This window comes from Paenibacillus thermotolerans (genome assembly GCF_028745515.1).
Classification (GTDB): Bacteria; Bacillota; Bacilli; order Paenibacillales; family YIM-B00363; genus Paenibacillus_AE; species Paenibacillus_AE thermotolerans.
Genome location: NZ_JAQZSG010000020.1, coordinates 69869 through 91882 on the forward strand (window position 1 = coordinate 69869; position 22014 = coordinate 91882).

The 22014-nt window shown below is 55.5% G+C and carries 27 protein-coding genes and 1 tRNA gene; all 28 read left to right on the top strand.

What is annotated here, in order from left to right; genetic code table 11:
- The first annotated feature begins 20 nt into the window (after window positions 1-20).
- The 28 genes from PT964_RS16640 (at window position 21) to trpE (ending at window position 21996) form a co-directional block, all read left to right on the top strand.
- Entirely contained in the window at window positions 21-647 is a 627-nt protein-coding gene (locus PT964_RS16640; RefSeq protein ID WP_274364492.1) for a YphA family membrane protein, read from the top strand.
- Window positions 648-745: 98 nt separating this feature from the next.
- Window positions 746-2071 carry a ribosome biogenesis GTPase Der gene (der, locus tag PT964_RS16645; RefSeq protein ID WP_274364493.1) on the top strand — a complete coding sequence of 442 codons (1326 nt, stop codon included), beginning with the start codon at window positions 746-748 and terminating at the stop codon, window positions 2069-2071.
- 45 nt (window positions 2072-2116) lie between these two features.
- Window positions 2117-2719 carry a glycerol-3-phosphate 1-O-acyltransferase PlsY gene (plsY, locus tag PT964_RS16650; protein ID WP_274364494.1) on the top strand — a complete coding sequence of 201 codons (603 nt, stop codon included), beginning with the start codon at window positions 2117-2119 and terminating at the stop codon, window positions 2717-2719.
- A gap of 12 nt (window positions 2720-2731) precedes the next feature.
- On the top strand, window positions 2732-3778 hold the full coding sequence (locus PT964_RS16655) for an NAD(P)H-dependent glycerol-3-phosphate dehydrogenase (protein WP_274364495.1): 1047 nt from the start codon (window positions 2732-2734) through the stop codon (window positions 3776-3778).
- 73 nt (window positions 3779-3851) lie between these two features.
- Window positions 3852-4124: a stage VI sporulation protein F gene (locus PT964_RS16660; RefSeq protein ID WP_274364496.1), complete on the top strand. Its 273-nt coding sequence runs from the start codon at window positions 3852-3854 to the stop codon at window positions 4122-4124.
- Between the two features lie 137 nt (window positions 4125-4261).
- A complete protein-coding gene (locus PT964_RS16665) occupies window positions 4262-4441 on the top strand; it encodes a DUF2768 family protein (protein ID WP_274364497.1) in 180 nt (59 codons plus the stop codon).
- 22 nt (window positions 4442-4463) lie between these two features.
- Window positions 4464-4757 carry a 2Fe-2S iron-sulfur cluster-binding protein gene (locus PT964_RS16670; protein ID WP_274364498.1) on the top strand — a complete coding sequence of 98 codons (294 nt, stop codon included), beginning with the start codon at window positions 4464-4466 and terminating at the stop codon, window positions 4755-4757.
- A gap of 12 nt (window positions 4758-4769) precedes the next feature.
- Window positions 4770-5396: a nucleotidyltransferase family protein gene (locus PT964_RS16675; RefSeq protein WP_274364499.1), complete on the top strand. Its 627-nt coding sequence runs from the start codon at window positions 4770-4772 to the stop codon at window positions 5394-5396.
- Window positions 5389-5727, top strand: coding sequence for a 2Fe-2S iron-sulfur cluster-binding protein (locus PT964_RS16680; RefSeq protein WP_274364500.1), 339 nt, complete (start codon window positions 5389-5391; stop codon window positions 5725-5727). The genes PT964_RS16675 and PT964_RS16680 overlap by 8 nt, the downstream gene beginning before the upstream one ends.
- Window positions 5718-6479, top strand: coding sequence for a hypothetical protein (locus PT964_RS16685; protein WP_274364501.1), 762 nt, complete (start codon window positions 5718-5720; stop codon window positions 6477-6479). Before PT964_RS16680 ends, PT964_RS16685 begins: the two co-directional genes overlap by 10 nt.
- A 625-nt stretch (window positions 6480-7104) precedes the next feature.
- Window positions 7105-8583 (top strand): stage IV sporulation protein A, encoded by a 1479-nt coding sequence (gene spoIVA / locus PT964_RS16690; protein ID WP_274364502.1) that lies wholly within the window; start codon window positions 7105-7107, stop codon window positions 8581-8583.
- Between the two features lie 606 nt (window positions 8584-9189).
- Window positions 9190-9462, top strand: coding sequence for an HU family DNA-binding protein (locus PT964_RS16695; protein ID WP_274364503.1), 273 nt, complete (start codon window positions 9190-9192; stop codon window positions 9460-9462).
- Window positions 9463-9581: 119 nt separating this feature from the next.
- Window positions 9582-9655: transfer RNA gene (locus PT964_RS16700), tRNA-Pro, on the top strand.
- Between the two features lie 213 nt (window positions 9656-9868).
- A complete protein-coding gene (gene mtrB / locus PT964_RS16705) occupies window positions 9869-10096 on the top strand; it encodes a trp RNA-binding attenuation protein MtrB (RefSeq protein ID WP_274364504.1) in 228 nt (75 codons plus the stop codon).
- Window positions 10097-10172: 76 nt separating this feature from the next.
- The gene (locus PT964_RS16710; RefSeq protein WP_274364505.1) at window positions 10173-10724 is read left to right on the top strand and encodes a hypothetical protein; all 552 of its coding nucleotides are present in this window, start codon (window positions 10173-10175) and stop codon (window positions 10722-10724) included.
- 95 nt (window positions 10725-10819) lie between these two features.
- Complete coding sequence (locus PT964_RS16715; RefSeq protein WP_274364506.1) at window positions 10820-11677, top strand: heptaprenyl diphosphate synthase component 1; 858 nt, start codon at window positions 10820-10822, stop codon at window positions 11675-11677.
- 9 nt (window positions 11678-11686) lie between these two features.
- Window positions 11687-12400: a demethylmenaquinone methyltransferase gene (locus PT964_RS16720; RefSeq protein WP_274364507.1), complete on the top strand. Its 714-nt coding sequence runs from the start codon at window positions 11687-11689 to the stop codon at window positions 12398-12400.
- Window positions 12400-13269, top strand: a complete 870-nt coding sequence (locus tag PT964_RS16725) for a UbiA-like polyprenyltransferase (protein ID WP_274364508.1) — start codon at window positions 12400-12402, stop codon at window positions 13267-13269. Before PT964_RS16720 ends, PT964_RS16725 begins: the two co-directional genes overlap by 1 nt.
- A complete protein-coding gene (locus PT964_RS16730) occupies window positions 13266-13913 on the top strand; it encodes a UbiX family flavin prenyltransferase (RefSeq protein WP_274364509.1) in 648 nt (215 codons plus the stop codon). Before PT964_RS16725 ends, PT964_RS16730 begins: the two co-directional genes overlap by 4 nt.
- On the top strand, window positions 13876-14766 hold the full coding sequence (locus PT964_RS16735) for a menaquinone biosynthetic enzyme MqnA/MqnD family protein (RefSeq protein ID WP_274364510.1): 891 nt from the start codon (window positions 13876-13878) through the stop codon (window positions 14764-14766). Before PT964_RS16730 ends, PT964_RS16735 begins: the two co-directional genes overlap by 38 nt.
- A complete protein-coding gene (locus PT964_RS16740) occupies window positions 14763-15740 on the top strand; it encodes a polyprenyl synthetase family protein (protein WP_274364511.1) in 978 nt (325 codons plus the stop codon). The genes PT964_RS16735 and PT964_RS16740 overlap by 4 nt, the downstream gene beginning before the upstream one ends.
- Window positions 15741-15825: 85 nt before the next feature.
- Window positions 15826-16269 carry a nucleoside-diphosphate kinase gene (gene ndk, locus PT964_RS16745; protein WP_274364512.1) on the top strand — a complete coding sequence of 148 codons (444 nt, stop codon included), beginning with the start codon at window positions 15826-15828 and terminating at the stop codon, window positions 16267-16269.
- A 3-nt stretch (window positions 16270-16272) separates the two neighbouring features.
- Window positions 16273-17052, top strand: a complete 780-nt coding sequence (locus PT964_RS16750; protein ID WP_274364513.1) for a CheR family methyltransferase — start codon at window positions 16273-16275, stop codon at window positions 17050-17052.
- A 97-nt stretch (window positions 17053-17149) separates the two neighbouring features.
- The gene (locus PT964_RS16755; RefSeq protein WP_274364514.1) at window positions 17150-17317 is read left to right on the top strand and encodes a hypothetical protein; all 168 of its coding nucleotides are present in this window, start codon (window positions 17150-17152) and stop codon (window positions 17315-17317) included.
- Window positions 17318-17544: 227 nt separating this feature from the next.
- Window positions 17545-18708 (top strand): chorismate synthase, encoded by a 1164-nt coding sequence (gene aroC, locus PT964_RS16760; protein ID WP_274364515.1) that lies wholly within the window; start codon window positions 17545-17547, stop codon window positions 18706-18708.
- Window positions 18674-19834, top strand: a complete 1161-nt coding sequence (gene aroB / locus PT964_RS16765) for a 3-dehydroquinate synthase (protein ID WP_274364516.1) — start codon at window positions 18674-18676, stop codon at window positions 19832-19834. Before aroC ends, aroB begins: the two co-directional genes overlap by 35 nt.
- On the top strand, window positions 19824-20192 hold the full coding sequence (gene aroH / locus PT964_RS16770; RefSeq protein ID WP_274364517.1) for a chorismate mutase: 369 nt from the start codon (window positions 19824-19826) through the stop codon (window positions 20190-20192). The genes aroB and aroH overlap by 11 nt, the downstream gene beginning before the upstream one ends.
- A gap of 265 nt (window positions 20193-20457) precedes the next feature.
- A complete protein-coding gene (trpE, locus tag PT964_RS16775) occupies window positions 20458-21996 on the top strand; it encodes an anthranilate synthase component I (protein ID WP_274364533.1) in 1539 nt (512 codons plus the stop codon).
- Window positions 21997-22014: the final 18 nt, after the last annotated feature.

Genomic DNA, 22014 nt, shown 5'->3' on the forward strand with positions numbered 1-22014 from the left:
GTATCGGAGGAGGGGGGCGCATGAACGCCGGCTATCTTTCCTATATTGCTCTGATTGTTACGGCCATCCTCCATTGGAGCGGCTGGAGGGGCGTTGCGGACGACCGTTTTTCCAATCGGCAGATTGCTTTGTTCTTGTGCTTGTGGTTCGCTTGCTCACTTGTATGCTGGAAATCGGGCATCGGCTCGGGCACTCTTGTCTACCTCCCGCTTATGCTGCTGGTTTCCGTTGTCTGGGCAAGTGCGAGCGCTTTGCACGAGCGTGTTTCGATGGTTGCATTCGGCATGCTGCTCGGCGCGGTTTATTCGCTGATCGAACGGATTCATGCGGTCGATCCTTTTCTGCTGTTCGTCCACCCGCTGTTTCATCCGGCATTGATCGTCGCGGCGCTTACCGTCGGATACAGCCGCAAAGGCGTCGTGCAGCTGGCCATCGTTTCGGTTGCGCTGATCGTGAACGATACTTATATGGCGATGTTTTATCAGGAATATACGACTCCTGAACTCGGCTCCCGATCGTTTCAGGACGAATGGTGGCTGGCCGCAGGGCTGACTCGAATGTCTTCCTGGATGTACGGCGGGCTTTGGGCTTCGGCGAATGCGGCAGCCGGAAAGCTGCTGCGAATCAAAGGCGGAAGGCGGACGTAGGCCTTAAAGGAGCAACACTCCCGAATGCCGTCCGGAAATCGCCAAGACAATTTATTTTTGTTAATATAACAGAGACAATGGTTGCAAGGAGTGAACGTATGGGAAGACCGATCGTCGCCATCGTAGGGCGGCCGAACGTAGGCAAGTCTACGCTATTCAATCGCATAATCGGAGAACGCTTGGCGATCGTTGAGGATAAACCGGGAGTGACGAGGGACCGGATTTACGGCACCGCCGAATGGAACGGAAAGCCCTTTAGCATCATTGATACCGGCGGCATCGAGGTGTTTGAGGAAGACGAGCTGCTGAAGCAGGTGAAGATGCAGGCGGAGCTTGCCATTGAGGAGTCCGACGTCATTTTGTTCGTCGCCGACGGCAAAGCGGGCATGACGCCTGCGGACGAAATAATCGCGAATCAGCTGTTTCGGTCGAACAAGCCGATTGTACTCGCCGTCAATAAGATGGACAATCCGTCGAAGATGGAAGAAGTATATGAGTTTTATTCGCTCGGCTTCGGCAATCCGGTCGCCGTGTCCGGCACCCACGGAACGGGGATCGGGGATTTGCTCGACGTGCTCGTCGAGAGGCTCCCGGAGAAGGAGGAGGACGAATACGGCGAGGATGTCATTAAGATCGCGCTGATCGGACGCCCTAACGTAGGCAAGTCTTCTTTGGTCAATGCGATTCTTGGTGAAGAGAGAGTCATCGTGTCCAATATTGCGGGCACGACGCGGGACGCGATCGATACGCCTTTCGAGCGGGACGGGCAAAAGTACGTTCTTATCGATACGGCGGGCATCCGCAAGCGCGGCAAGGTGTATGAAGCTACGGAAAAATACAGTGTAATGCGAGCCATGCAAGCGATCGAGCGCGCCGACGTGGCGTTGATCGTAATTAACGGGGAAGAAGGCATCATCGAGCAGGACAAGCATATTGCCGGGTATGCGCACGAGGCGGGGAGAGCCGCCATCTTTGTCGTGAACAAATGGGACATCGTAGAAAAGGACGACAAAACGCTTCAGCGGTTTACCGAAACGATTCGCGACCACTTCCTTTTCATGAGCTATGCTCCGATTTTGTTCGTATCGGCGGAGACGAAGCAGCGCCTCCATAAGCTCCTGCCGCTCGTGGACCATGTGGCCGAGCAGCATTCCATGCGGGTTCCGACCAATGTGCTGAACGATGTCGTCTCCGATGCCGTAGCCGTGCAGCCGCCGCCGACCGACCGCGGCAGAAGGCTCAGAATCAATTATGTGACGCAGGTTGCGGTGAAGCCGCCGACGCTGATCATTTTTGTGAACGATCCGGAGCTGATGCATTTTTCATATGAACGGTATTTGGAAAACCGGATTCGGACCGCGTTTCCGTTTGAAGGAACTCCGCTGAAAATATGGACTCGCAAGAAAAACGAAGGGGATTCGTGAATTAAGTAAAATAACAGACATGTTCCTTGCGGGGGAGAGGGTAACGTGGATTGGGTAATTGCGATTGTAGTCAGCTATTTGATCGGGTCCGTCAGCTTTAGTTTTTTATTCGGCAAGCTGGGGAAAGGAATCGATATCCGAAAGCACGGCAGCGGTAACGCGGGTGCGACGAATACGCTTCGTGTGCTGGGGCTCGGCCCGGCCTTGACCGTGCTCGCGCTGGACATCGCCAAGGGAGTATTGGCCGTTTGGGTCGGCAAGTGGCTGGAGCCGGACAATTTATGGCTGGCGGTTGCCGCCGGGCTTGCTGTCATTGCGGGACATAATTGGCCGGTCTTTTTCGCGTTCAAGGGCGGGAAAGGCATTGCGACGACGATCGGAGTTGTCGCGACACTATGCTTCATTCCGGGCGTGATCGCCGGCGGGATCGGTATTTTGTCGATTGTGTTTACGCGCTTCGTTTCGCTCGGCTCGCTGCTCTTTACAGGGTTGCTGCCGATCGCGCTGATTCTCATGCACCGGGAGACGGAGCTGATCGTCGCCAGCCTTATTATTGCCGTCTTTGCCTTTTACAGGCATAGAAGCAACATTGTTAAAATCGTAAAGGGCAAGGAAAACAAGCTTGCTTTCCGGCGTACCGAAGGATAGGAGGAACCTCATGTGTCAGCCGTAAAAGCAACCGTACTCGTCGCAGGGAGCTGGGGAACCGCGCTGGCTTCCGTGCTTGCCGAGAACGGCGTTGATGTGGTCGTCTGGTCCAGGAACGCGGCGCAAGTACAGGAAATCAACGAGCGGCATACGAACGAACGCTTTCTTCCGGGGGCGCAGCTGCCGCAATGCCTTCGCGCGACTACTGACGCGGAGGAGGCGGTGAAGCACGGCGAAACGCTGATCATCGTTGCTCCGTCATCCGCCATGCGCGAGGTCGCCCGCATGATGAAGCCTTATGTTAAGCCCGAACAGCTGATCATTCACGCTACGAAGGGCTTTGAGACCGAAACGCTGAAACGAATGTCCGTCGTGCTGTCGGACGAGCTGACGCAGATCGATCCGGGCGGAATCGTCGTCTTGTCGGGGCCGAGCCATGCGGAGGAAGTCATCCGCAGATGTCCGACGACGGTGGTGGTCGCTTCGGAAAGCAAAGACAACGCGGAAGCGGCGCAAGATCTGTTTATGAATTCGTATTTCCGGGTATATACGAATCCGGATGTGCTCGGCGTCGAATTGGGCGGCGCGCTTAAAAACATTATCGCATTAGGCGCCGGCATGTCCGACGGCCTCGGCTTCGGAGATAATGCGAAAGCGGCGCTGCTGACCCGCGGCCTTGCTGAAATCAGCAGACTGGGGGGGGCGATGGGCGCCCATATGATGACCTTCGCAGGTCTTGCGGGGCTGGGCGATTTGATCGTTACGGCCACGAGCAGGCACAGCCGCAACTGGCGGGCGGGGTCGCTGCTTGCAACCGGCATGGCGCTGCATGAGGTGCTTGAATCGCTGGGCATGGTGGTCGAAGGCGTCCGGACGACGAAAGCGGCCGTGTCGTTAGCCGGTACATACGGGATCGAAATGCCGATTGCCAATGAGCTTCACGCCGTGCTGTTCGAAGGGAAAGACCCCCGAGTGGCGGTTGAATCGCTGATGGGGCGCTTGCGCACCCATGAAATCGAAGAAGTGGCGCGCGGAAATGCGCCCAAGTGGGAACGTTAGAGCCATCCGCCTACACCATGCGCTCGTCCTCCTCATAAGATGTGGTTAAGCAACTTGTGGAGGAGGAAAGCGAATGGCCAACAACAATATCGGCAAAGACGTCTTGAATACGGTAAAAAAGAAAACGGGCAAAAATATTACCCCGTCTGACATTAATAAACTCGCAAGCGGCGTCAAGCCGTCCACCATGAGGAACGAAGCGGAGCTTCGGAAGCTGATCAAGCAGGTTTCGAGCTTGGCCGGCGTTCCCGTTTCGGAATCGACGATGAACGACATCGTCAGCGCCGTGAAGAAAAGCGGCGCGAACAATTTGGAACAGCTCATGAAGTCGATGTTGAAAAAGTAAGAGGGACGTAAACTTGCGCGGATGTTCCCCATCTTGGGGAGCGTCCGCGTTTGTGTTTCCGCACCGCTCGTTATGATATAATCAAATGAATCAATTTCGCGTATTTTTCGGATATCGGATAAGGAGCACACGTACCTATGAGTTCATTGGACAAGATGTGGGCATCGTTCGTAGCGCTGGGGCTGATGATCCTCGCTTCGCTGCTGATCTCGTTCGCCCGCGCAAAGACGCGCGGCGTCATTCGTTTTATATTGTCGTTTATCGCATTTCTTTTGTTTATTCCTATTCTTTTATATGCATTGATATCTATGAGTTGATTCGCCGGGAGGTACCTGCATCATGCTGGATTTACGAGGACGCACGGTTCGCAAGACGGTGGAGGCGGAAATCGGCCGAAGCCTGCTTCAGATCGCCGTTGCGAATCGAATTGACTTCGGGTTTAACTGCACTAGAGGAACGTGCGCCCGCTGCAGATGTTATATAGAAGAAGGCCGGGAGTTTTTGGCGGAACCGACGGAAGCGGAGCTTGACCGGCTCGAAGAAGACGAAATCGCCGAGGGCTACCGTCTCGGCTGCCAAGCGGTGGTTGCCCGTGACGGGAACATTCGCGCGAGAAACAAAACTTATTTCTAGGGGGAAAAGGGGATGCCCGAGCTGATGACTGTACCTGAACCTTTAACCCGCGCGCTGCTTGAGCTGTCGGAACGTCTCGCGACTTGCCCCGACTTGTGGCTCGTAGGCGGCAGCAGCGGGCTCCTCCTTCAAGATGTGAATATAGGATCCGTCCCGCGGGACCTTGACGTATATATGGACGAGCCCTCCGGCGCCGCTCACCTGCTGCTGAAGGACGCTGCGCTCGATCAGCCGGAATTTAGCCGTACGGAGCAATATCGCTCCACTTTATCTCACTATTCGCTTCATGGCGTAACGGTGGAGCTGGTTGCGGGCTTTGAAGTGAGAGCGCCGGGGGCGCACTATACGGTGCGGATCCGTGAACAGGCGGCGGCGCTCGCTCCTCGATACGCGCTTGGCGGGCGCACCGTACTGCTTATGCCGCTGGCTCACGAGCTGCTGTTTAACATGCTGCGCAACCGGCCGGACCGCTATACGGCGATCGCCGAGGCGATTAAGCGCGACCGGGAAACGCATCTGCCTGCGGTCGGGGCGCTGCTGAAGGGCAGCGACTTCGACGAAGCATGGACGCGCCGCGTTGGCGGCTTGCTTGGCGTAACGGCGAGGGAATTGCTCGGAGAGGCGGATTCTCATGCCTAAGATTACGTTTCAGCCCGGTAATGTCAGCATCGACGTAAAGCCGGGCACAACGGTGCTTACGGCAGCCTGGAAGGCCGGCGTGCCCGTACGAACCCGGTGCGGCGGCATGGCGGGCTGTTTAATGTGCAAAGTAACCGCAATGCCGGGCGCAAAGCTTTCGAAGATGGCGGATAAAGAAAGATGGAAGCTCGGGCCGCTCGCGAACGATGGCGTACGGCTTTCGTGCCAAGCGCGCATCGAGGGGGACGCGGAGGTTCAAGTGCCGGAGGATCCCCTGAAGGAGGCTGTGCGGCGCAAGCTTCAGCAGCAGGAGGAGGATGAATGGTGGTAACGTCCGCAACGCGTTATGCCGCGCTGTTTACCGTGCTGACGTTGACGGCGTGGCTGCTCAGCGGCTGTCTGTACCAATCGGAGATACAGCGCCAGGCGAACAATCCGGCGGCGGTCAGGGAAGAAATTTACCGCGTTCAAGGAGCGGTGGATGCGTTTCAGAAGGACCGTGCCGTGCTGCCCATTAAAAACAGCGACATGACGACGCCGATTTATCAAAAATATGTGGTCGATTTGCGGAAGCTTGTTCAGCTGCAGTATTTGAGCAGCATTCCGAAGAATGCGTACGAAAGCGGCGGCAGCTATTATTATGTGCTGATCGATGCGGAGACGGACCCGCAGGTGAAGCTGATGGATCTCGTTGCGTTTCAGACCGCAGCCGACGTCGAACGGTCCGCGGCGGAGTATGCGAGCAAGAACGGCGGCAAGCTGCCGCTCGGCACGAAGGTAGCCGAAGGGTTTTACGCCGTCGATTTCAAAGCGCTGAAGCAGGAGCCGAAGCAAATCCGCAGCATGTATTCGAATCAGTATTTGCCGCTGCTGCTGCACGAATCCGGCAAAGTGGGGATCGACTACGGCCTTGACATCATGGGAGCGATTCAGCGCGGCGGCGAGGCTTCCCCGAAAGCCGGAACGGATTTGCGCGAATTGCTTGTGCAGGATTCGTTCTTCGTTCCGGTGCGTTCGTTTCCTTATGTTTGGCAGGATGAGCAGCCGGTTCCGGTGATCGGCGGCGAACAGATCGTACCGTAACATGACGCTGACGGCAGTGCGCCGTCGGCGTTTTTTTGCGTGATGGAACGTTTCGCTGCAACTTTCTCTCTCTCACCGGACGATCTCGAGTAACTTCCCTTCCTTCGCGCATGATTTCGAATAACTTCCCTTCCTCCGCGCACCATTTTGGCAAAAGTATGTTTATTAGATGTTGTCCATTTTCCTAAACCTCGCCGAAATTCCGAAAACATCAGGCATTATGGAAAAAGTGTGTTCATAATCTGCAGCGGAGACGACCTAATTTGAATAGGAACTTGCCATAACGATATCCCCTCATGAGAAATTGCCCCCAAAAGTCGACCAAACCGCTGCAAATCATAGACAACTTTTTTCCATAACGGCTTTGGAGCGAAATCCTAATAACGTTTCGTCATATTCGAACGATTCGCAACATACATTTTTCTTTGGGTGCGCTTGGGCGTGTAACGTTCACAAGTACTTGAGCGGACTCTTTGAAAAATGTGTCATATCGGAAAGTCTGACACATATATTTTTTACTAGTCCAAATGAATGTACGAGTTCCGTCGTCTCACAAGGCCTTGCCAAGAGCGGCGTACGGCGACATCCTCATGACGAAAACTACTTTGTATGGGAGGAGATCTCATTGGAAAAAGTCGATATCTTCAAGGACATCGCGGAGCGCACGGGTGGCGACATATATCTAGGGGTCGTGGGCGCGGTCCGTACGGGTAAGTCCACCTTTATCAAACGGTTTATGGAAGCGGTCGTGCTCCCGAACATCCCGAACGAGGCGGAGCGCGCACGTGCCATCGACGAGCTGCCGCAAAGCGCTGCAGGCAAAACGATTATGACGACCGAGCCGAAATTTGTCCCGAACCACGCGGTTCGCGTGCGGGTTACCGAGGGGCTCGACGTCAACGTGCGTATGGTCGACTGCGTCGGCTACGCCGTTGAAGGGGCTAAAGGCTACGAGGACGAGAACGGTCCGAGAATGATCTCGACGCCTTGGTTCGAGGAGCCGATTCCGTTCCAGGAAGCGGCGGAGATCGGCACGCGCAAGGTGATTCAGGAGCATTCCACGCTTGGCGTCGTAGTTACGACGGACGGAAGTATTTCCGACATTCCGCGCAATTCGTATGTCGATGCGGAGGAGCGCGTCGTAGGCGAGCTGAAGGAAGTCGGCAAGCCGTTCATTATGATCATCAACTCGACGAAGCCGCGCTCGCCGGAAACGCTGGCGCTGCGAAGCGAGCTTGCGGAGAAATACGACATTCCGGTCATGTCCCTCAGCGTAGCGACGATGACCGAGGATGAAATTTACGGCTGCTTGCGCGAAGTGCTCTACGAGTTCCCTGTTCATGAAGTGAACGTCAATCTTCCGAGCTGGGTGATGGTTCTCGACGAGCGCCACTGGCTGCGCTCCAGCTTCGAGAAGTCGGTCCGCGAGACGGTTCAGGACATTCGCCGCCTGCGCGATGTGGACCGCGTAGTAGGCCAGTTCAGCGAGTACGACTTTATCGATCGCGCCGGATTGTCCGGGATGAACATGGGGCAGGGCGTCGCGGAGATCGATTTGTACGCTCCTGATGAGCTGTACGATAAAATTTTGATGGAGATCGTCGGCACCGAAATTCGCGGCAAGGACCATCTTCTCCAGATGATGGTCGAATTCACGCACGCGAAGAGAGAGTACGACCGCTTCTCCGAAGCGCTTGAAATGGTGAAGACGACCGGCTACGGCATCGCGGCGCCTTCGCTCGAGGAAATGGCGCTCGACGAGCCTGAGCTGATCCGTCAAGGCTCCCGATTCGGAGTACGCCTCAAGGCGACGGCGCCTTCCATTCATATGATTCGAGTCGATGTCGAAAGTGAATTTGCGCCGATTATCGGCACCGAGAAGCAAAGCGAAGAGCTCGTGCGCTATCTGATGCAGGATTTCGAGGAAAATCCGGTCAAAATTTGGGAGTCCGACATCTTCGGCCGTTCGCTTCATTCCATCGTGAGAGAAGGCATCCAAGGCAAGATCGCCATGATGCCGGACAACGCGAGATACAAGCTGCAAGAGACGCTGGCGCGCATCATCAACGAAGGCTCCGGCGGCTTGATCGCCATCATTCTTTAAGCAGGCCGATACGTTTCTCCCGCTCGCGAGTCGCGATGCGGGAGTTTTTTTATGCGGCCGGCCAGCGGGACACGTGATCGAACGGAGCGAGTGTATTAGTACCAAAACTTGGTGCTAAACCCGGAAGTCGTGGGCGAACGGGGTGAGTTAGTATGCGGACACCACCAGGTATGAAAATGTTAAGTACGACGCTAATCGCTTTGGCGCTAACGGAACCGGATGTCCGTTAATTCGCTTAAATCGCCGGTAATTGCGGTTTTCAGGCAATTAGCGGACACTTCGTTCCGTTAATTCCGGCATCGCAAACCGAATGACGGAGACGCTCCGGCGTTAGCGCCAAAAGATGGTGCAAACGCCCCGTGGGCAGCCGGCCCAGCCGGAAAAAGCTTCGTCTCCCGGTTCGAAAATACGGATTCCCTTCCCGCGAAAGGCCGCGCAATCGGCGCACACTCTTGCCAAAGCTTCTCCGGATATATTACTATAGTTTTGTTCCTGTTCCGCAAAAAAAGCGGATTAGGCCGCGTTTTCACAAAAAAGAATGTATATTCTCATAAGAAAACGTAAACAAAAGGAGTAAGGCTATTACTTCTCAGGGAGGTGATTTTCATGAACAAATCCGAGCTTGTAACGAAGGTCGCCGAGGCGACGAACATGTCCAAGAAGGACGTTACGGCAGTTGTCGAGTCCGTATTCGATTCGATCGCAGAAGCGCTCCAAAACGGGGATAAAGTGCAATTGGTCGGCTTTGGCAACTTTGAAGTTCGCGAGCGTACGGCACGCAAAGGCCGCAACCCGCAAACCGGCGAGGAGATCGACATTCCTGCCAGCAAAATACCTGCCTTCAAGCCTGGCAAAGCGCTTAAGGACGGAATCAAGTAAGCCTTTATACATAAGGTTTGAAAGCGGCCGCGGAGAAACGTTCTCCGCGGTCTCTTTATATCCGGCATCTTTACAATCGCACCTTACGACTATATAATGTTCTTTGTCACCGTTTTTTTCGGGGTATGGCGCAGCCCGGTAGCGCGCACCCTTGGGGTGGGTGAGGTCGCAGGTTCAAATCCTGTTACTCCGATATGTAAACCGTATCCATGCTTAAACCAAAACCACTTTCTTCCGCGCTGTACCGATGCGGAGGAAAGTGGTTTTGTCGTGTAGGCCCGAGGCGCGGCAAGTACCCTGGCAACTTTTCTTTACTTCCATGCTTGCCCCCTTTATAATCAGGGTATCAGGGACAAAGGTCGATACCGATGTCTTTTTCTTTTGTAACTCTAAGGAGGTTGGCTGCGTGGAAACGAATACAGGCGGCAACGATTATTTTGTCATTAAGGCGAAAGAAAACGGCGTACACGTCATCGGATTGACCCGCGGCGCCGATACCCGGTTCCATCACACGGAAAAGCTGGATAAAGGAGAGGTTATGATCGCCCAGTTTACCGACCATACCTCCGCCGTCAAAATTCGCGGCAAAGCGGTCATTATGACGAAATACGGGCAGATCGACACGGAATCCTAAGCGAGCTAAGCAGGCATAGCCTGCTTTTTTCTTTTGTACAATGGTTATATAGGAAGTTTAGAGGAGGCGAAAGCTCATGGCGGCGTACGGACGCATTGGCTTCGTATTGCTCATATCGATCGGTATCGCTATAAGCATATCCTGGATTGCGGAACTGGATCCGAAGGCCGCCGGCGAAAGCGGGGAGCCTATGGTCGTATTCCGTCATGGCGAAAGCCGCGCGATCACCGAAGAAACGATCGTAGACGAGCTCGTTTCGCTGCGGCTTCATTCGGATATTCGAAGGGTGAGCGTAGGCAATCGGCTGCTGGAAGTGGACCTCGAAATAGATCCGACCGGTCCGGCCGCGCGCACAGTCAAATACGATATCGCCGCTTTGGCTAAGCTGGGCGTTGCGGACGCGGACAATATTTCCCGCGTGTTCGTCCGCGTGCTCGAGAAAAAGCAGGACGCCGCATCCGGTAAGGACGGAACGCTTCTGCTGGCGCTGTCGGCGGGAAGAAGCGACTTTACCGATCGCGAGCTTGCCGAATGGCGCGAAGGCAATCGGAAAGCGACCGATTATTTCGGCGGCAAGCTGAAAATTACGACGACCGAGCGGTGGCGAACCGTTGTCGGCAACCTATGACGGGCATCCGACCGTGCGCGCGACTTTCGGTTGTGCTATAATAACTTAAATATGAGCGAACAGCTATTGACCGATCGGAAGGATTGTGCACGTACATGGAAGAAATCGCGGGTGCCGCGCATAAATACATAAACCACGATATGATCCGGGATCATACGTCGCTTCCCGATTTTCCCGAGCTTCGAACGAAATTGCTTCGGGCGTTTCTCGCAGCGGCGGAAGCATCGGGACCGAATCGGGCCGCCGGCGATATCGTGTCTATTGCCGTGTCTTTAGTGCAGATGGGACTGGACACGCATGAACGGGTGGAGCGAACGGCGAAAACCATCACAAGACAAATGACGGTGCTGGCCGGCGATTATTTCAGCAGCCGGTTTTATCAGCTGCTGTCGCAGGCGGGCGACGTGCAGTCGATCGGAGTGCTTTCCGAATCGATTTGCGAAGTGAACCGGATGAAGATGGTGTTGTACGGGAAGGCGAAGAAGCTGCTGCTGACCGCAGAGGACTATGTTCGCGCAACCGTGGATATCAAGACGCATCTATACTTGAGCTTTACGTTCTGGATGGAGGAGATGCGCCGCAAAGCGTGGCCGGCGCTCGTCCGGGCCGTCGCGGAGTGCGAGCTGATCGCCGACGACCTGTCCCGGCTTCAAAGCGGCAACATTCGGGACGGCTGGGCTCAGTGGTATGTGCTTGAGCACGGTACAAGCTCCGAAAGAGACGCCTTGCTTTCGGGCTCCGCGAAGAAGGCCGAAGTGGACGCGATGCTTCAGCGCTACCGGATTGCGCCGCAGCTCACCGAAATGCTGGAGACGAAGCTTGCCGAGCTGAAGGGGATCGTCCAAGGCATCGGCCCGGAGCGGTTTTCCGACGAAATATGGCGGCTCGTTCAGCCGCTTTTTCAACTTTCGAAGCATCCTGTACTGAACGCACTTAGAGAAAATGCGAGGTGATTTGCCGCGGTGAATAGAACGAATAAAGAACAGCATGTGCACGCCGTGTTTGAAAGCATCGCGCCGAAGTACGATTTTATGAACGACCTGCTCAGCTTCCGCCAGCATAAATATTGGCGCTCGTTTACGATGCGCAAGATGAATGTCCGCCCCGGTCAATCCGCAATCGATCTGTGCTGCGGCACCTGCGATTGGACGATCGCGATTGCGCACGCAAGCGGCGGCGGGAATGTCGTCGGGCTCGACTTCAGCCGGAGCATGCTGGAGGTCGGGCGCCGGAAGGTGGACAAGGCAGGCTTGTCCGAAACGATCGAGCTCGTTCAAGGCAACGCGATGGAGCTCCCGTTCGAGGACAATCGGTTCGACTACGCGACGATCGGCTTCGGGCTTCGGAACGTTCCCGATTTGGACAAGGTGCTCTCTGAGATGAGAAGAGTGGTCAAGCCGGGTGGCAAGGTCGTTTGCCTCGAGCTGTCCAAACCGATGAAAGAACCGTTCCGCTCGATATATTATTTCTATTTTGAGAAAATGCTCCCGATGCTCGGCAAACTGTTCGCCAAGCGTTACGAGCAATATAAGTGGCTTCCGGAGTCGCTGGCCGTGTTTCCGAATATGGTTCAGCTCGGGGAGCGGTTTGAAGCCGCGGGACTGAAGGACGTTCAAATTTATCCGTTGTCCTTAGGAATTGCGGCGCTCCATATCGGTACGAAGGGGTCGGAGTAATGCTGCACAAAATCAAAACGTTTATGGAAATGATCAAGTTCGAACATACCGTGTTTGCTTTGCCTTTTGCTTTTATGGGGGCGATTCTCGGAGCGGTCGTCATGCTGGACAGCCTTCCGACTTGGCCGCAGATCGGATGGATCACCCTCGCCATGGTCGGCGCGCGAAGCGCCGCGATGGGGCTCAATCGCGTCATCGACGCCGCAATCGACGGCAAAAATCCGCGGACGGCAATTCGCGCCATTCCCGCCGGACTGCTTTCTAAGAAAGAAGTACTCATTTTTATTGTCGTATCCTTTGTCGTTCTATTTTACGCGGCGTCTCAGTTAAATTCACTTTGCGTGAAGTTGCTGCCGATTGCCGTGTTTTTGCTTACTCTATATTCCTACACGAAACGATTTACATGGCTTTGCCACCTCGTGCTCGGACTTACGATCGGCTTGGCGCCGCTGGGCGGCTGGGTGGCGGTTACAGCTTCGTTCGACCTGACGGCGTTCGTTCTTTATATCGCGGTATCGTTCTGGATTGCCGGCTTTGACATTATATACGCTTGCCAGGACGCCGATTTCGACCGCAGGGAAGGGCTCTTTTCGATTCCGTCGCGTTTCGGCATCCGAGGAGCGCTGGGAATTGCGAAGTCGTTTCATTTGATTACGGCCGTCGCTTTTTTCTCGTTATGGAAGCTTGCCGATTTGCAGTGGTGGTACGCTGCGGGACTAATTATCAGCTACGCGATATTGTTTTACGAGCATATCATCGTCAAGCCGAACGACCTGTCGAGAATGAACACGGCGTTTTTTACGATGAACGGAACGCTCAGCATTGTCGTCTTTACGTTTACGCTGCTTGACGTGCTGGTGCTGGGATGAGCGGAAGGGCGGAAAGAGGCTGGATCGTCGGGATTTCCGGCGCAAGCGGCGGCATTTACGGCGTTCGGCTCGTTCAGGCGCTGCTTGCGCTCGGCAAGCACGTTCACCTGGTCATTTCGGATGCCGGCTGGCGCGTGCTCCGCGAGGAGCACGGATGGGATTCGGCGCGTCGCGAGCAGTCGCTTCTGGAGCATTTCGGCGGATTCGAGGGCACATTCACGTATTATCCGATTAACGATATCGGCGCCGGCATCGCGAGCGGTTCGTTCCGGACCGAAGGCATGGTTATCGTCCCTTGCTCGATGGGGACGCTTGCGGCGATTGCAAACGGCTTGTCGGACAACCTGTTGGAACGGGCGGCCGACGTCGTGCTGAAGGAAGGGCGCCGATTGGTGATCGTCCCGAGAGAGACGCCGCTGCACTCCATTCATCTGCAAAACATGCTGACGCTTTCGCAGATGGGGGCTCGCATATTGCCGGCGATGCCGGGCTTCTATCATCGTCCGCAAACGCTGGACGAATTGGTTGACTTTCTCATAGGTAAAATATTGGACAGCCTGGATGTAGAGCACGAGCTTTACAAGCGGTGGGGAGAGGAGAAACGCGATGCTGCCGAAGCTGACACAAACGAAAGCGGGCACTGAGACAGAGAGCATTCGGATGGGGAAAATCGTGTACACCAACGTATGGCCTGTCTTTTACGGCTTTCCGCAACACCAAATGGAGGACAAGGTCGAGCTGATTACCGGCACCCCCGCGGAATTGAACGGGATGCTTGCAAGCGGAGAAATCGATGCCGCCGCCGTTTCCTCGTTCGCTTACGCCAAACACTCCGATAAGCTGTTGTTGCTGCCGGATTTGTCGGTCAGCTCTCGAGGCGCGGTCGGGTCGCTGCTGCTCTTTTCGAAGAAGCCGCTGCATGAGTATATGCCCGAGCGGATCGCGCTGACGAACGCATCGGCGACCTCGGTTCACCTGTTGAAAGTCATTATGGCCAAACGATACCGCCACAATCCGGAATATGTAGCGATGCCGCCGGACCTTGATTCGATGCTGGAAAGCTGCGACGCCGCGCTCTTAATCGGGGACGATGCGATTAAAGCGAGCTGGAGGGAGCACGGCTTGTTCGTTTCGGATTTGGGGCAAATGTGGAAAGATTGGACAGGCCACGGAATGACGTATGCCGTCTGGGCCGTTCGTGAACAATGGGTAAAGCGGCACCCCGAACAGGCGGCTTTGCTGCATCAGGCGCTGATTTCTTCCAAGCGGGACGGTTTGCGGCTGCCTGCGGCTCTTCTGGATACGGCCGTAGAGCGGATCGGCGGCGATTCCGCGTATTGGCGCCGTTATTTTTCGAATCTTGTCTATGAATTCGGGGAAGAACAGGCGAAAGGACTTTCTCTCTTCTTTTCTTACGCGTACGAACTGGGGCTTCTCCCGGACATTCCGTCACTTCGCGTGTGGCGGCATCCCAATGTAATGCGGGTGAACGAATGAAACTTCTCGAAATTTTCGGCAGACTAAGCGACGACATTCAATATATTGAGAAGAAGCTTGAAGAAAGCGTCCGTTCCGATGATGCGGAACTGAACGAAGCGGCGGCGCATCTGCTTAAAGCAGGCGGCAAACGGCTGCGGCCCGTGTTCGTACTATTGTCCGGACGCTTCGGCAATTACGATTTGGAGCGGTTGACCGACGCCGCCGTGACGCTCGAGCTGATCCATATGGCGACGCTCGTTCATGACGATGTGGTGGACGATGCCGATACGAGGCGCGGAAAGCCGACTGTCAAGGCAAAATGGGACGAACGAATCGCCATGTACACGGGGGATTTTATACTGGGAAAAGCGCTGACGGTAGCGACCAGAGTGGATCGTCCCGACTTTCACCGCATACTTTCGCGAGCCGTCGTTCAGATGGTGATCGGGGAGATGGAGCAGCTTCGGCTGTTTTACCGGCTGGACCAATCGGTCCGGGATTACCTGCTTCGGATCCGCAGAAAGACAGCGCTTCTGATCGCGGTATCGTGCCAGCTGGGAGCGATGGCTGCGGACGTGCCCGATCACTTGACGCGGCGTTTATACTCGTTCGGTTACAATGCAGGCATGGCGTTTCAAATCCAAGACGACCTGCTCGATATTAGCGGTACGGCCGAGCAGCTCGGCAAGCCGCCGGGCAACGATATTCGGCAAGGCAACATTACGCTGCCGGTGCTGTACGCGCTGCGCGACGGCAGCGTGTTCAGCTCCGTGGAACGAGCGCTGCGCGGGGCGCAAGACGGAAACCCGAACGAGGCGCAGCTTGAAGAAGCGTTACGGCTCATCCGCCGCAGCCCCGGGGTCGCGGAAGCCGAACGGCTGGCGCAGCGGTTCGTCGATAAAGCGATCGATGCGCTCGACGGCATTCCAGACCAAAAGGAAAAAGACGACCTCGTTCAAATCGCGCATTTTATAACGAGCCGCTCTTATTGAAGCCGTTTGCAAACGAACGTTGCGACAAGTATGATAATATTCGTAGAAAGAAATTTCTATTTATTTCTAGATGGGGGTACATACGATGCAAAAGACGTTTCTGATGGTAAAACCCGACGGCGTACAAAGAGGCTTGATCGGCGACATCGTCTCCAGATTCGAGCGCAAAGGCTTTAAGCTGCTTGCCGCGAAGCTGATCCAGGTTACGAAAGAGCAAGCGGAATACCATTACGAGGAGCATAAAGAAAAGCCGTTCTTCGGCGAATTGACCGATTTTATCACCTCGGGTCCGGTATTCGCCATGGTATGGCAGGGCGACGACGTGATTCAGCTGTCCCGCACCATGATGGGCAAGACGAACGTTCTTGACGCGCAACCCGGAACGATCCGCGGCGATTATGCGGCACATACGCCGCGCAATTTGATTCACGGTTCCGATTCGCCGGAGAGCGCGGAGCGGGAAATTAACAACTTCTTCCGCCCCGAGGAGCTTCTTACGTACGACCGCGCCATTGACAGCTGGATATAACCTATGGAACTCGATCCGGATTACACAGCGTTTGTTAGAGATGTAAAGAAGCTGACCGGAATCGACTTGTCGCTATACAAAGAAGCGCAAATGAAGCGGCGATTGACGACGTTGCGGGAACGCAAAGGGTTCGGTTCGTTCGCTTCCTTTTTTGTTGCGATGTCGAAGGACAAGGCGCTTATGGCCGAATTTCTGGATCGGATGACGATCAACGTATCGGAATTTTGGCGCAACCCGAACCGTTGGGAGCTGCTGCGGACCGTTTTTTTGCCGGAGCTGCTTAAGAGCACAGGCCGGCTGAAATGCTGGAGCGCGGCCTGCTCCACCGGCGAGGAGCCTTATTCGCTGGCGATGATCCTTTCGAAGCTGGGCGCCTTGAAGGATAGCAGAATTACGGCAACCGACATTGACGATAACGCTTTGGCTCGCGCGAAGCTGGGCGTCTATGCGGCGGCGAGCCTTAGAGACGTTCCCCTGGATTATCGGAACGCTTACTTTACACCCCAAGGCGACATGTTTGCCGTCACGGAAGATTTGAAGAAAACGGTGGTGTTCAAGAAGGGCAATTTGCTCACGGACACTTTCGAAACCGGGCACGATCTGATCATTTGCCGCAATGTTATGATTTATTTTACGGAAGAAGCGAAGCACGAGCTGTATCATAAATTCGCCAAGGCGCTGCGAACCGGCGGCCTCTTGTTTGTCGGCTCCACGGAACAAATTTTTACGCCGGGGCAATACGGGTTGGAATCGGCGGATACGTTCTTTTACCGAAAAATGTGACCGCGGCCCATGTATAACGATTTCCAACAATTCCTATACTAAGGAAAAAGGCTTTCACACGTTTTTGCCTTTCGACTCGGTCAGGAGGATCAACCGCATGGACAAACGCAAGGTCATTACCGCATACCGCCGCGGCTTTCTGACGATTCAGGAATGCGCGCAAATTTTGGGCATCGATTCGCCGCAAATCATGAAGCTGGTGAACGATCCGCAGATGACCGAGAAATCGCTGAAGCTGCAAAAGCCGACGGCGACTTCCGTGTAGAGCAGCTTTTCATTGGCCACGGACCCCCGGACAATAAAGCGTCCGGGGTTTTTGCCGTTCTTTTGATTTCTTTGCAGCCTGTCTTTCTGGTATGATCATAAAATATGCGGTTTTTGTCCGCATTCGAAAGAACGATGCTCCTTGTCAAATCGGGAGACGTCCTCTATAATGATTCAAAACACGTTCGCGCATAAAAGCGTTAAAGGCATAAAAGGGAGGAACCTTACGTGAGGTTTTTGACAGCGGGGGAAACGCACGGTCCGCAGCTGACGGCGATTGTGGAAGGAATGCCGAGCAATGTGCCGGTCACAGCGGAAGCGATTAACGAGCAGCTGGGGAGAAGACAGAAGGGCTACGGCCGAGGCCGGCGCATGCAAATCGAGAAGGACGAGGTCGAAATTGTCGGCGGGGTGCGCCACGGCAAGTCGACGGGCGCTCCGATCGCGTTGGTCGTTCATAATAAAGACTGGAAAAACTGGACGTCCATTATGGGCATCGAGCCGATGGAGGGCGACGCGGAAGCGAAGCGCCGCGTCAACCGTCCGAGACCGGGGCATGCCGATTTGAACGGCGGACTGAAATACAATCAGCGCGATCTGCGCAACATTCTGGAGCGCTCCAGCGCACGAGAGACGACGGTCAGAGTGGCTGTCGGCGCGCTTGCCCGCGAATTTCTTGCGCAATTCGGCATCAAGATCGCCGGACATGTGCTTCGCATCGGCGAGGTAGAGGCGCCACCGGTGCAGCTGCCGATTGATGAGCTGCGCGCCGTGACCGAAGACTCGCCGGTTCGCGTAGCGGATAAAGAAACGGAAGAGCGGATGATTGCCGCCATCGATGCGGCGAAGAACGACGGCGATACGCTAGGCGGCATCGTGGAGACGATCGTGGAAGGCTGCCCGGTGGGCTTAGGCTCCCACGTCCAGTGGGATCGGAAGCTGGACGGGCGAATCGCTCAAGCGGTCGTTTCGATTCAGGCGTTTAAGGGCGTCGAGGTCGGCATCGGCTTTGAAGCGGCGCGCCTGCGCGGCTCCAAAGTTCACGACGAAATCCTATATAAAGCGGAGACGGGCTTCAAGAGAGCCACGAACCGTGCCGGCGGCTTCGAGGGCGGTATGACGACAGGCGAGCCGATCGTCGTTCGCGGCGTCATGAAGCCGATCTCTACGCTATATAAGCCGCTGCAAAGCGTCGACATCGATACGAAGGAGCAATACACCGCCCAAGTGGAGCGTTCCGATACGTGTGCCGTGCCTGCGGCAAGCGTCATTATGGAGAACGTGGTGGCGTGGGAAGTGGCGAACGCGTTTCTCGAGAAGTTCGGCGGGGATTCCATCGAGGAAATTCGCCGAAACTATGAAAGCTACTTGGAACAAGTTAGGAATTACTAGAATGAGCGGCCAGGTGAAGGAACTGCAAGTTGAGTTAGGCGAGCGGTCGTACCCGATTTATATCGGAACGGGCTTGCTCCGCCGGTTCGGAGAATATGCCGTGCGAAACGGCCTGCCTAAGAAATCGCCGCTGCTGATCGTTGCGGATGAGGAGACGGGCCCGCGCTATTTGCAGACGGTGCTCGATTCGCTGCGGGAATCCGGCTATACGGCCGGCAGCCGCGTCGTCCCCTCCGGGGAGCGTTCGAAAAATTTGTCCGAGCTCGAAGGCATCGTGACGAGCGCCTTGGAGCTCGGGCTCGACCGGGATTCTACGATTGTCGCGCTCGGGGGAGGCGTCGTCGGCGACTTGGCCGGCTTCGCCGCCGCGTCTTATATGAGAGGCGTTCGCTTCGTGCAGGCGCCCACCACCATTCTGGCGCACGATTCCAGCGTGGGAGGCAAGGTCGCGGTCAATCACCCGCTTGCCAAGAACATTATCGGAGCGTTTCACCAGCCGGAATTCGTCCTATACGATACCGACACGCTGGCAACGCTTCCCGCCAGAGAAGTGCGCTCGGGACTTGCCGAGGTTGCCAAGCACGGGCTCATCCGCGACGAGTCGTTCGTCGCTTGGTGCATGGAGCATGCGGACGCTTTGCTTTCTCTTGATCGCGAAGCGCTCGCGTATGCGCTGTTCGAAGGATGCCGCGTGAAGGCGGACGTCGTCTCGAAGGACGAGCGGGAAGGCGGCTTAAGGGCGATCCTTAACTTGGGCCATACGATCGGCCATGCGCTGGAAGCAGTTGCGGGGTATGGCGAGCTGACGCACGGGGAAGCGATCTCCATCGGCATGTGCGGCTCCGCGCGTCTTGCGGCGCGGCTCGGTGCGGCGGACGAAGCCGTGGAGAGGGAAACGCGGCGTCTGCTGACGCGCTTCGGCTTGCCGACGGCGATTCCGGCACCGATGGATACCGATCAAATTATGGACGCCATGATGCACGACAAAAAATTCCGCGGCGGACAAATGGTGTTCGTGCTGCCGACGCGCATCGGCGACGTGGAAATTCGCAAGGGCATTCCGTCGGAGCTTGTCCGCTCCGTCGTGGAATCATTGAAGGAAGGGGAGCAGAGCGATGTACGTTAGGGGAATTCGCGGCGCGACTACCGTTAAGCATAATGAAGAGCAGGAAATTTTGACGAACACCGCGGAGCTGCTTTCCGCCATTATTGCCGAGAACAGCTTGGCTCCGGAAGACATCTGCAGCGTCTTGGTAACGGTGACCCCCGACATCGACGCGGCCTTTCCGGCTAAAGCGATTCGCAATTTGCCGGGATGGGAGCTGGTGCCGGTCATGTGCTCGCTGGAAATTGCCGTGGCGGGCTCGCTGCCGCTTTGCATCCGGCTGATGGTGCACGCCAACACGACAAAGCGGCAAAACGAAATCGTACATGTATATTTAAACGATGCAAAGAAGCTCAGACCCGATCTATTGAACCGTTGACGTTTTGCAAGAACATAGTGTATAGTGAGAATCAGCCGAGTTAGTTAGAGCCGAGTAGAGTTTAGTGGAGACGAGAAGAGACGAGAGCTTTGTTGAATATGTTTGTATGCGCGTCCTTAATCGATTAAGGGTGTTCGTTTTCGCATACATATACGATTCGTCCTTTATCCACATATGAACTATTACGGCCTCTACGCTCAGTAGAGGCTTTTTTATTTTCCTCGGCAAAAACCAAGAGGAGGAACCGACCTTGATCCAACCCGGAATGGAAGCATTTAAGCGGCTTTGCGGCCGGTATAACTTGATCCCGGTAACCAAAACGATTATGGCCGATACGGAAACGCCGATTCGGGTGTTCCAGCAATTGAGCGACGACCCGTATTGTTTCTTGCTGGAGAGCGTCGAAGGCGGCGCGAAGTGGGCGAGATATTCGTTTATCGGCACCGATCCGTTTCTTGTCGTCAGAGGCAAGGGCGGCACGATCGAAGTGGAACGCAAAGGCTCGGTCGAGCACGTATCCGAGCAGCCGATCCATTATTTAAGAAAGCTGCTTTCCGGATACGCAAGCCCGCAGCTGGACGGCTTTCCCCGCTTCATGGGAGGGGCGGTCGGGTTTTTCGGTTACGATCTTCTTCAATATTATGAGAAAAAGCTGTCGCCGCACCGTGTGGACGACCTGCAGATGGACGATATTCAGTTTATGTTCTGCGACCAAATTATCGTCTTCGATCATCTGAAGCAGCAGATGCATGTCGTCGCCAATGCGCATGTCCCGGATGGAGCCGACGAAGGGCAAATCCACGCAGCGTACGCCGAGGCGGGCGAACGGATTGAAGGGACGCTAAGAAGGCTGCACGGCGGCGTTGCCGCGGGCTATACCGCTGCGGCGCGAACCGTGTCCGGACCGGTACCGGTCGATGCGGCCGATTTGACGTCGAATGTGACGAAGGAGCAGTTTTTGGCGAACGTGGAGCGTGCGAAGGAGTATATTCGCGCGGGGGACATTTTTCAAGTGGTGCTTTCCCAACGGTTCGAGATGGATACCGACGTATCCCCTCTGCATGTATACCGTGTGCTTCGGACGATGAACCCGTCTCCGTATATGTACTATTTAAAAATGGGCGAAGACACGATTGTCGGAACGTCCCCCGAGCTGCTGGTGCGAGTGGAAGGGGATAAAGTGCAAACGAGACCGATCGCGGGCACGCGGCCGAGAGGAGCGACGCCGGAGGAAGACCAGAGGCTCGAGCAGGAGCTGCTTGCCGACGAGAAGGAGCTTGCGGAGCATCTGATGCTCGTCGATCTTGGCCGCAACGATATCGGCCGCGTAAGCAAGCCGGGTACGGTGCAGTTGGATGCCTACATGGATATCGAGAAATATTCGCATGTCATGCACATCGTATCGAACGTATCCGGCACGCTTAGAGAAGACCGCGATTTCTACGATGCGTTCCTTTCCTGCATGCCGGCCGGAACCGTATCCGGCGCTCCGAAGCTGAGAGCTATGGAGATTATTGCGGAGCTGGAGCGGGAGTCCAGGGGCGCTTATGCGGGGGCGATCGGCTATCTCGGGTTTTCGGGAAACCTGGATACGTGCATCACGATTCGAACGATTATTTTCAAAGGACATAAAGCGTACGTGCAAGCGGGGGCCGGAATCGTATGGGATTCCGTGCCGATCCGGGAATACGAGGAGACGGTCAACAAGGCGAAGGCGCTGCTGTCGTCGATTCGGACGGCGGAAGCGATTTTCGGCGGGGAACGCTACGCGGCCGTTACGGTCAATCAAGATTATTACCGGTAAACTGAGGACGGGGGATGA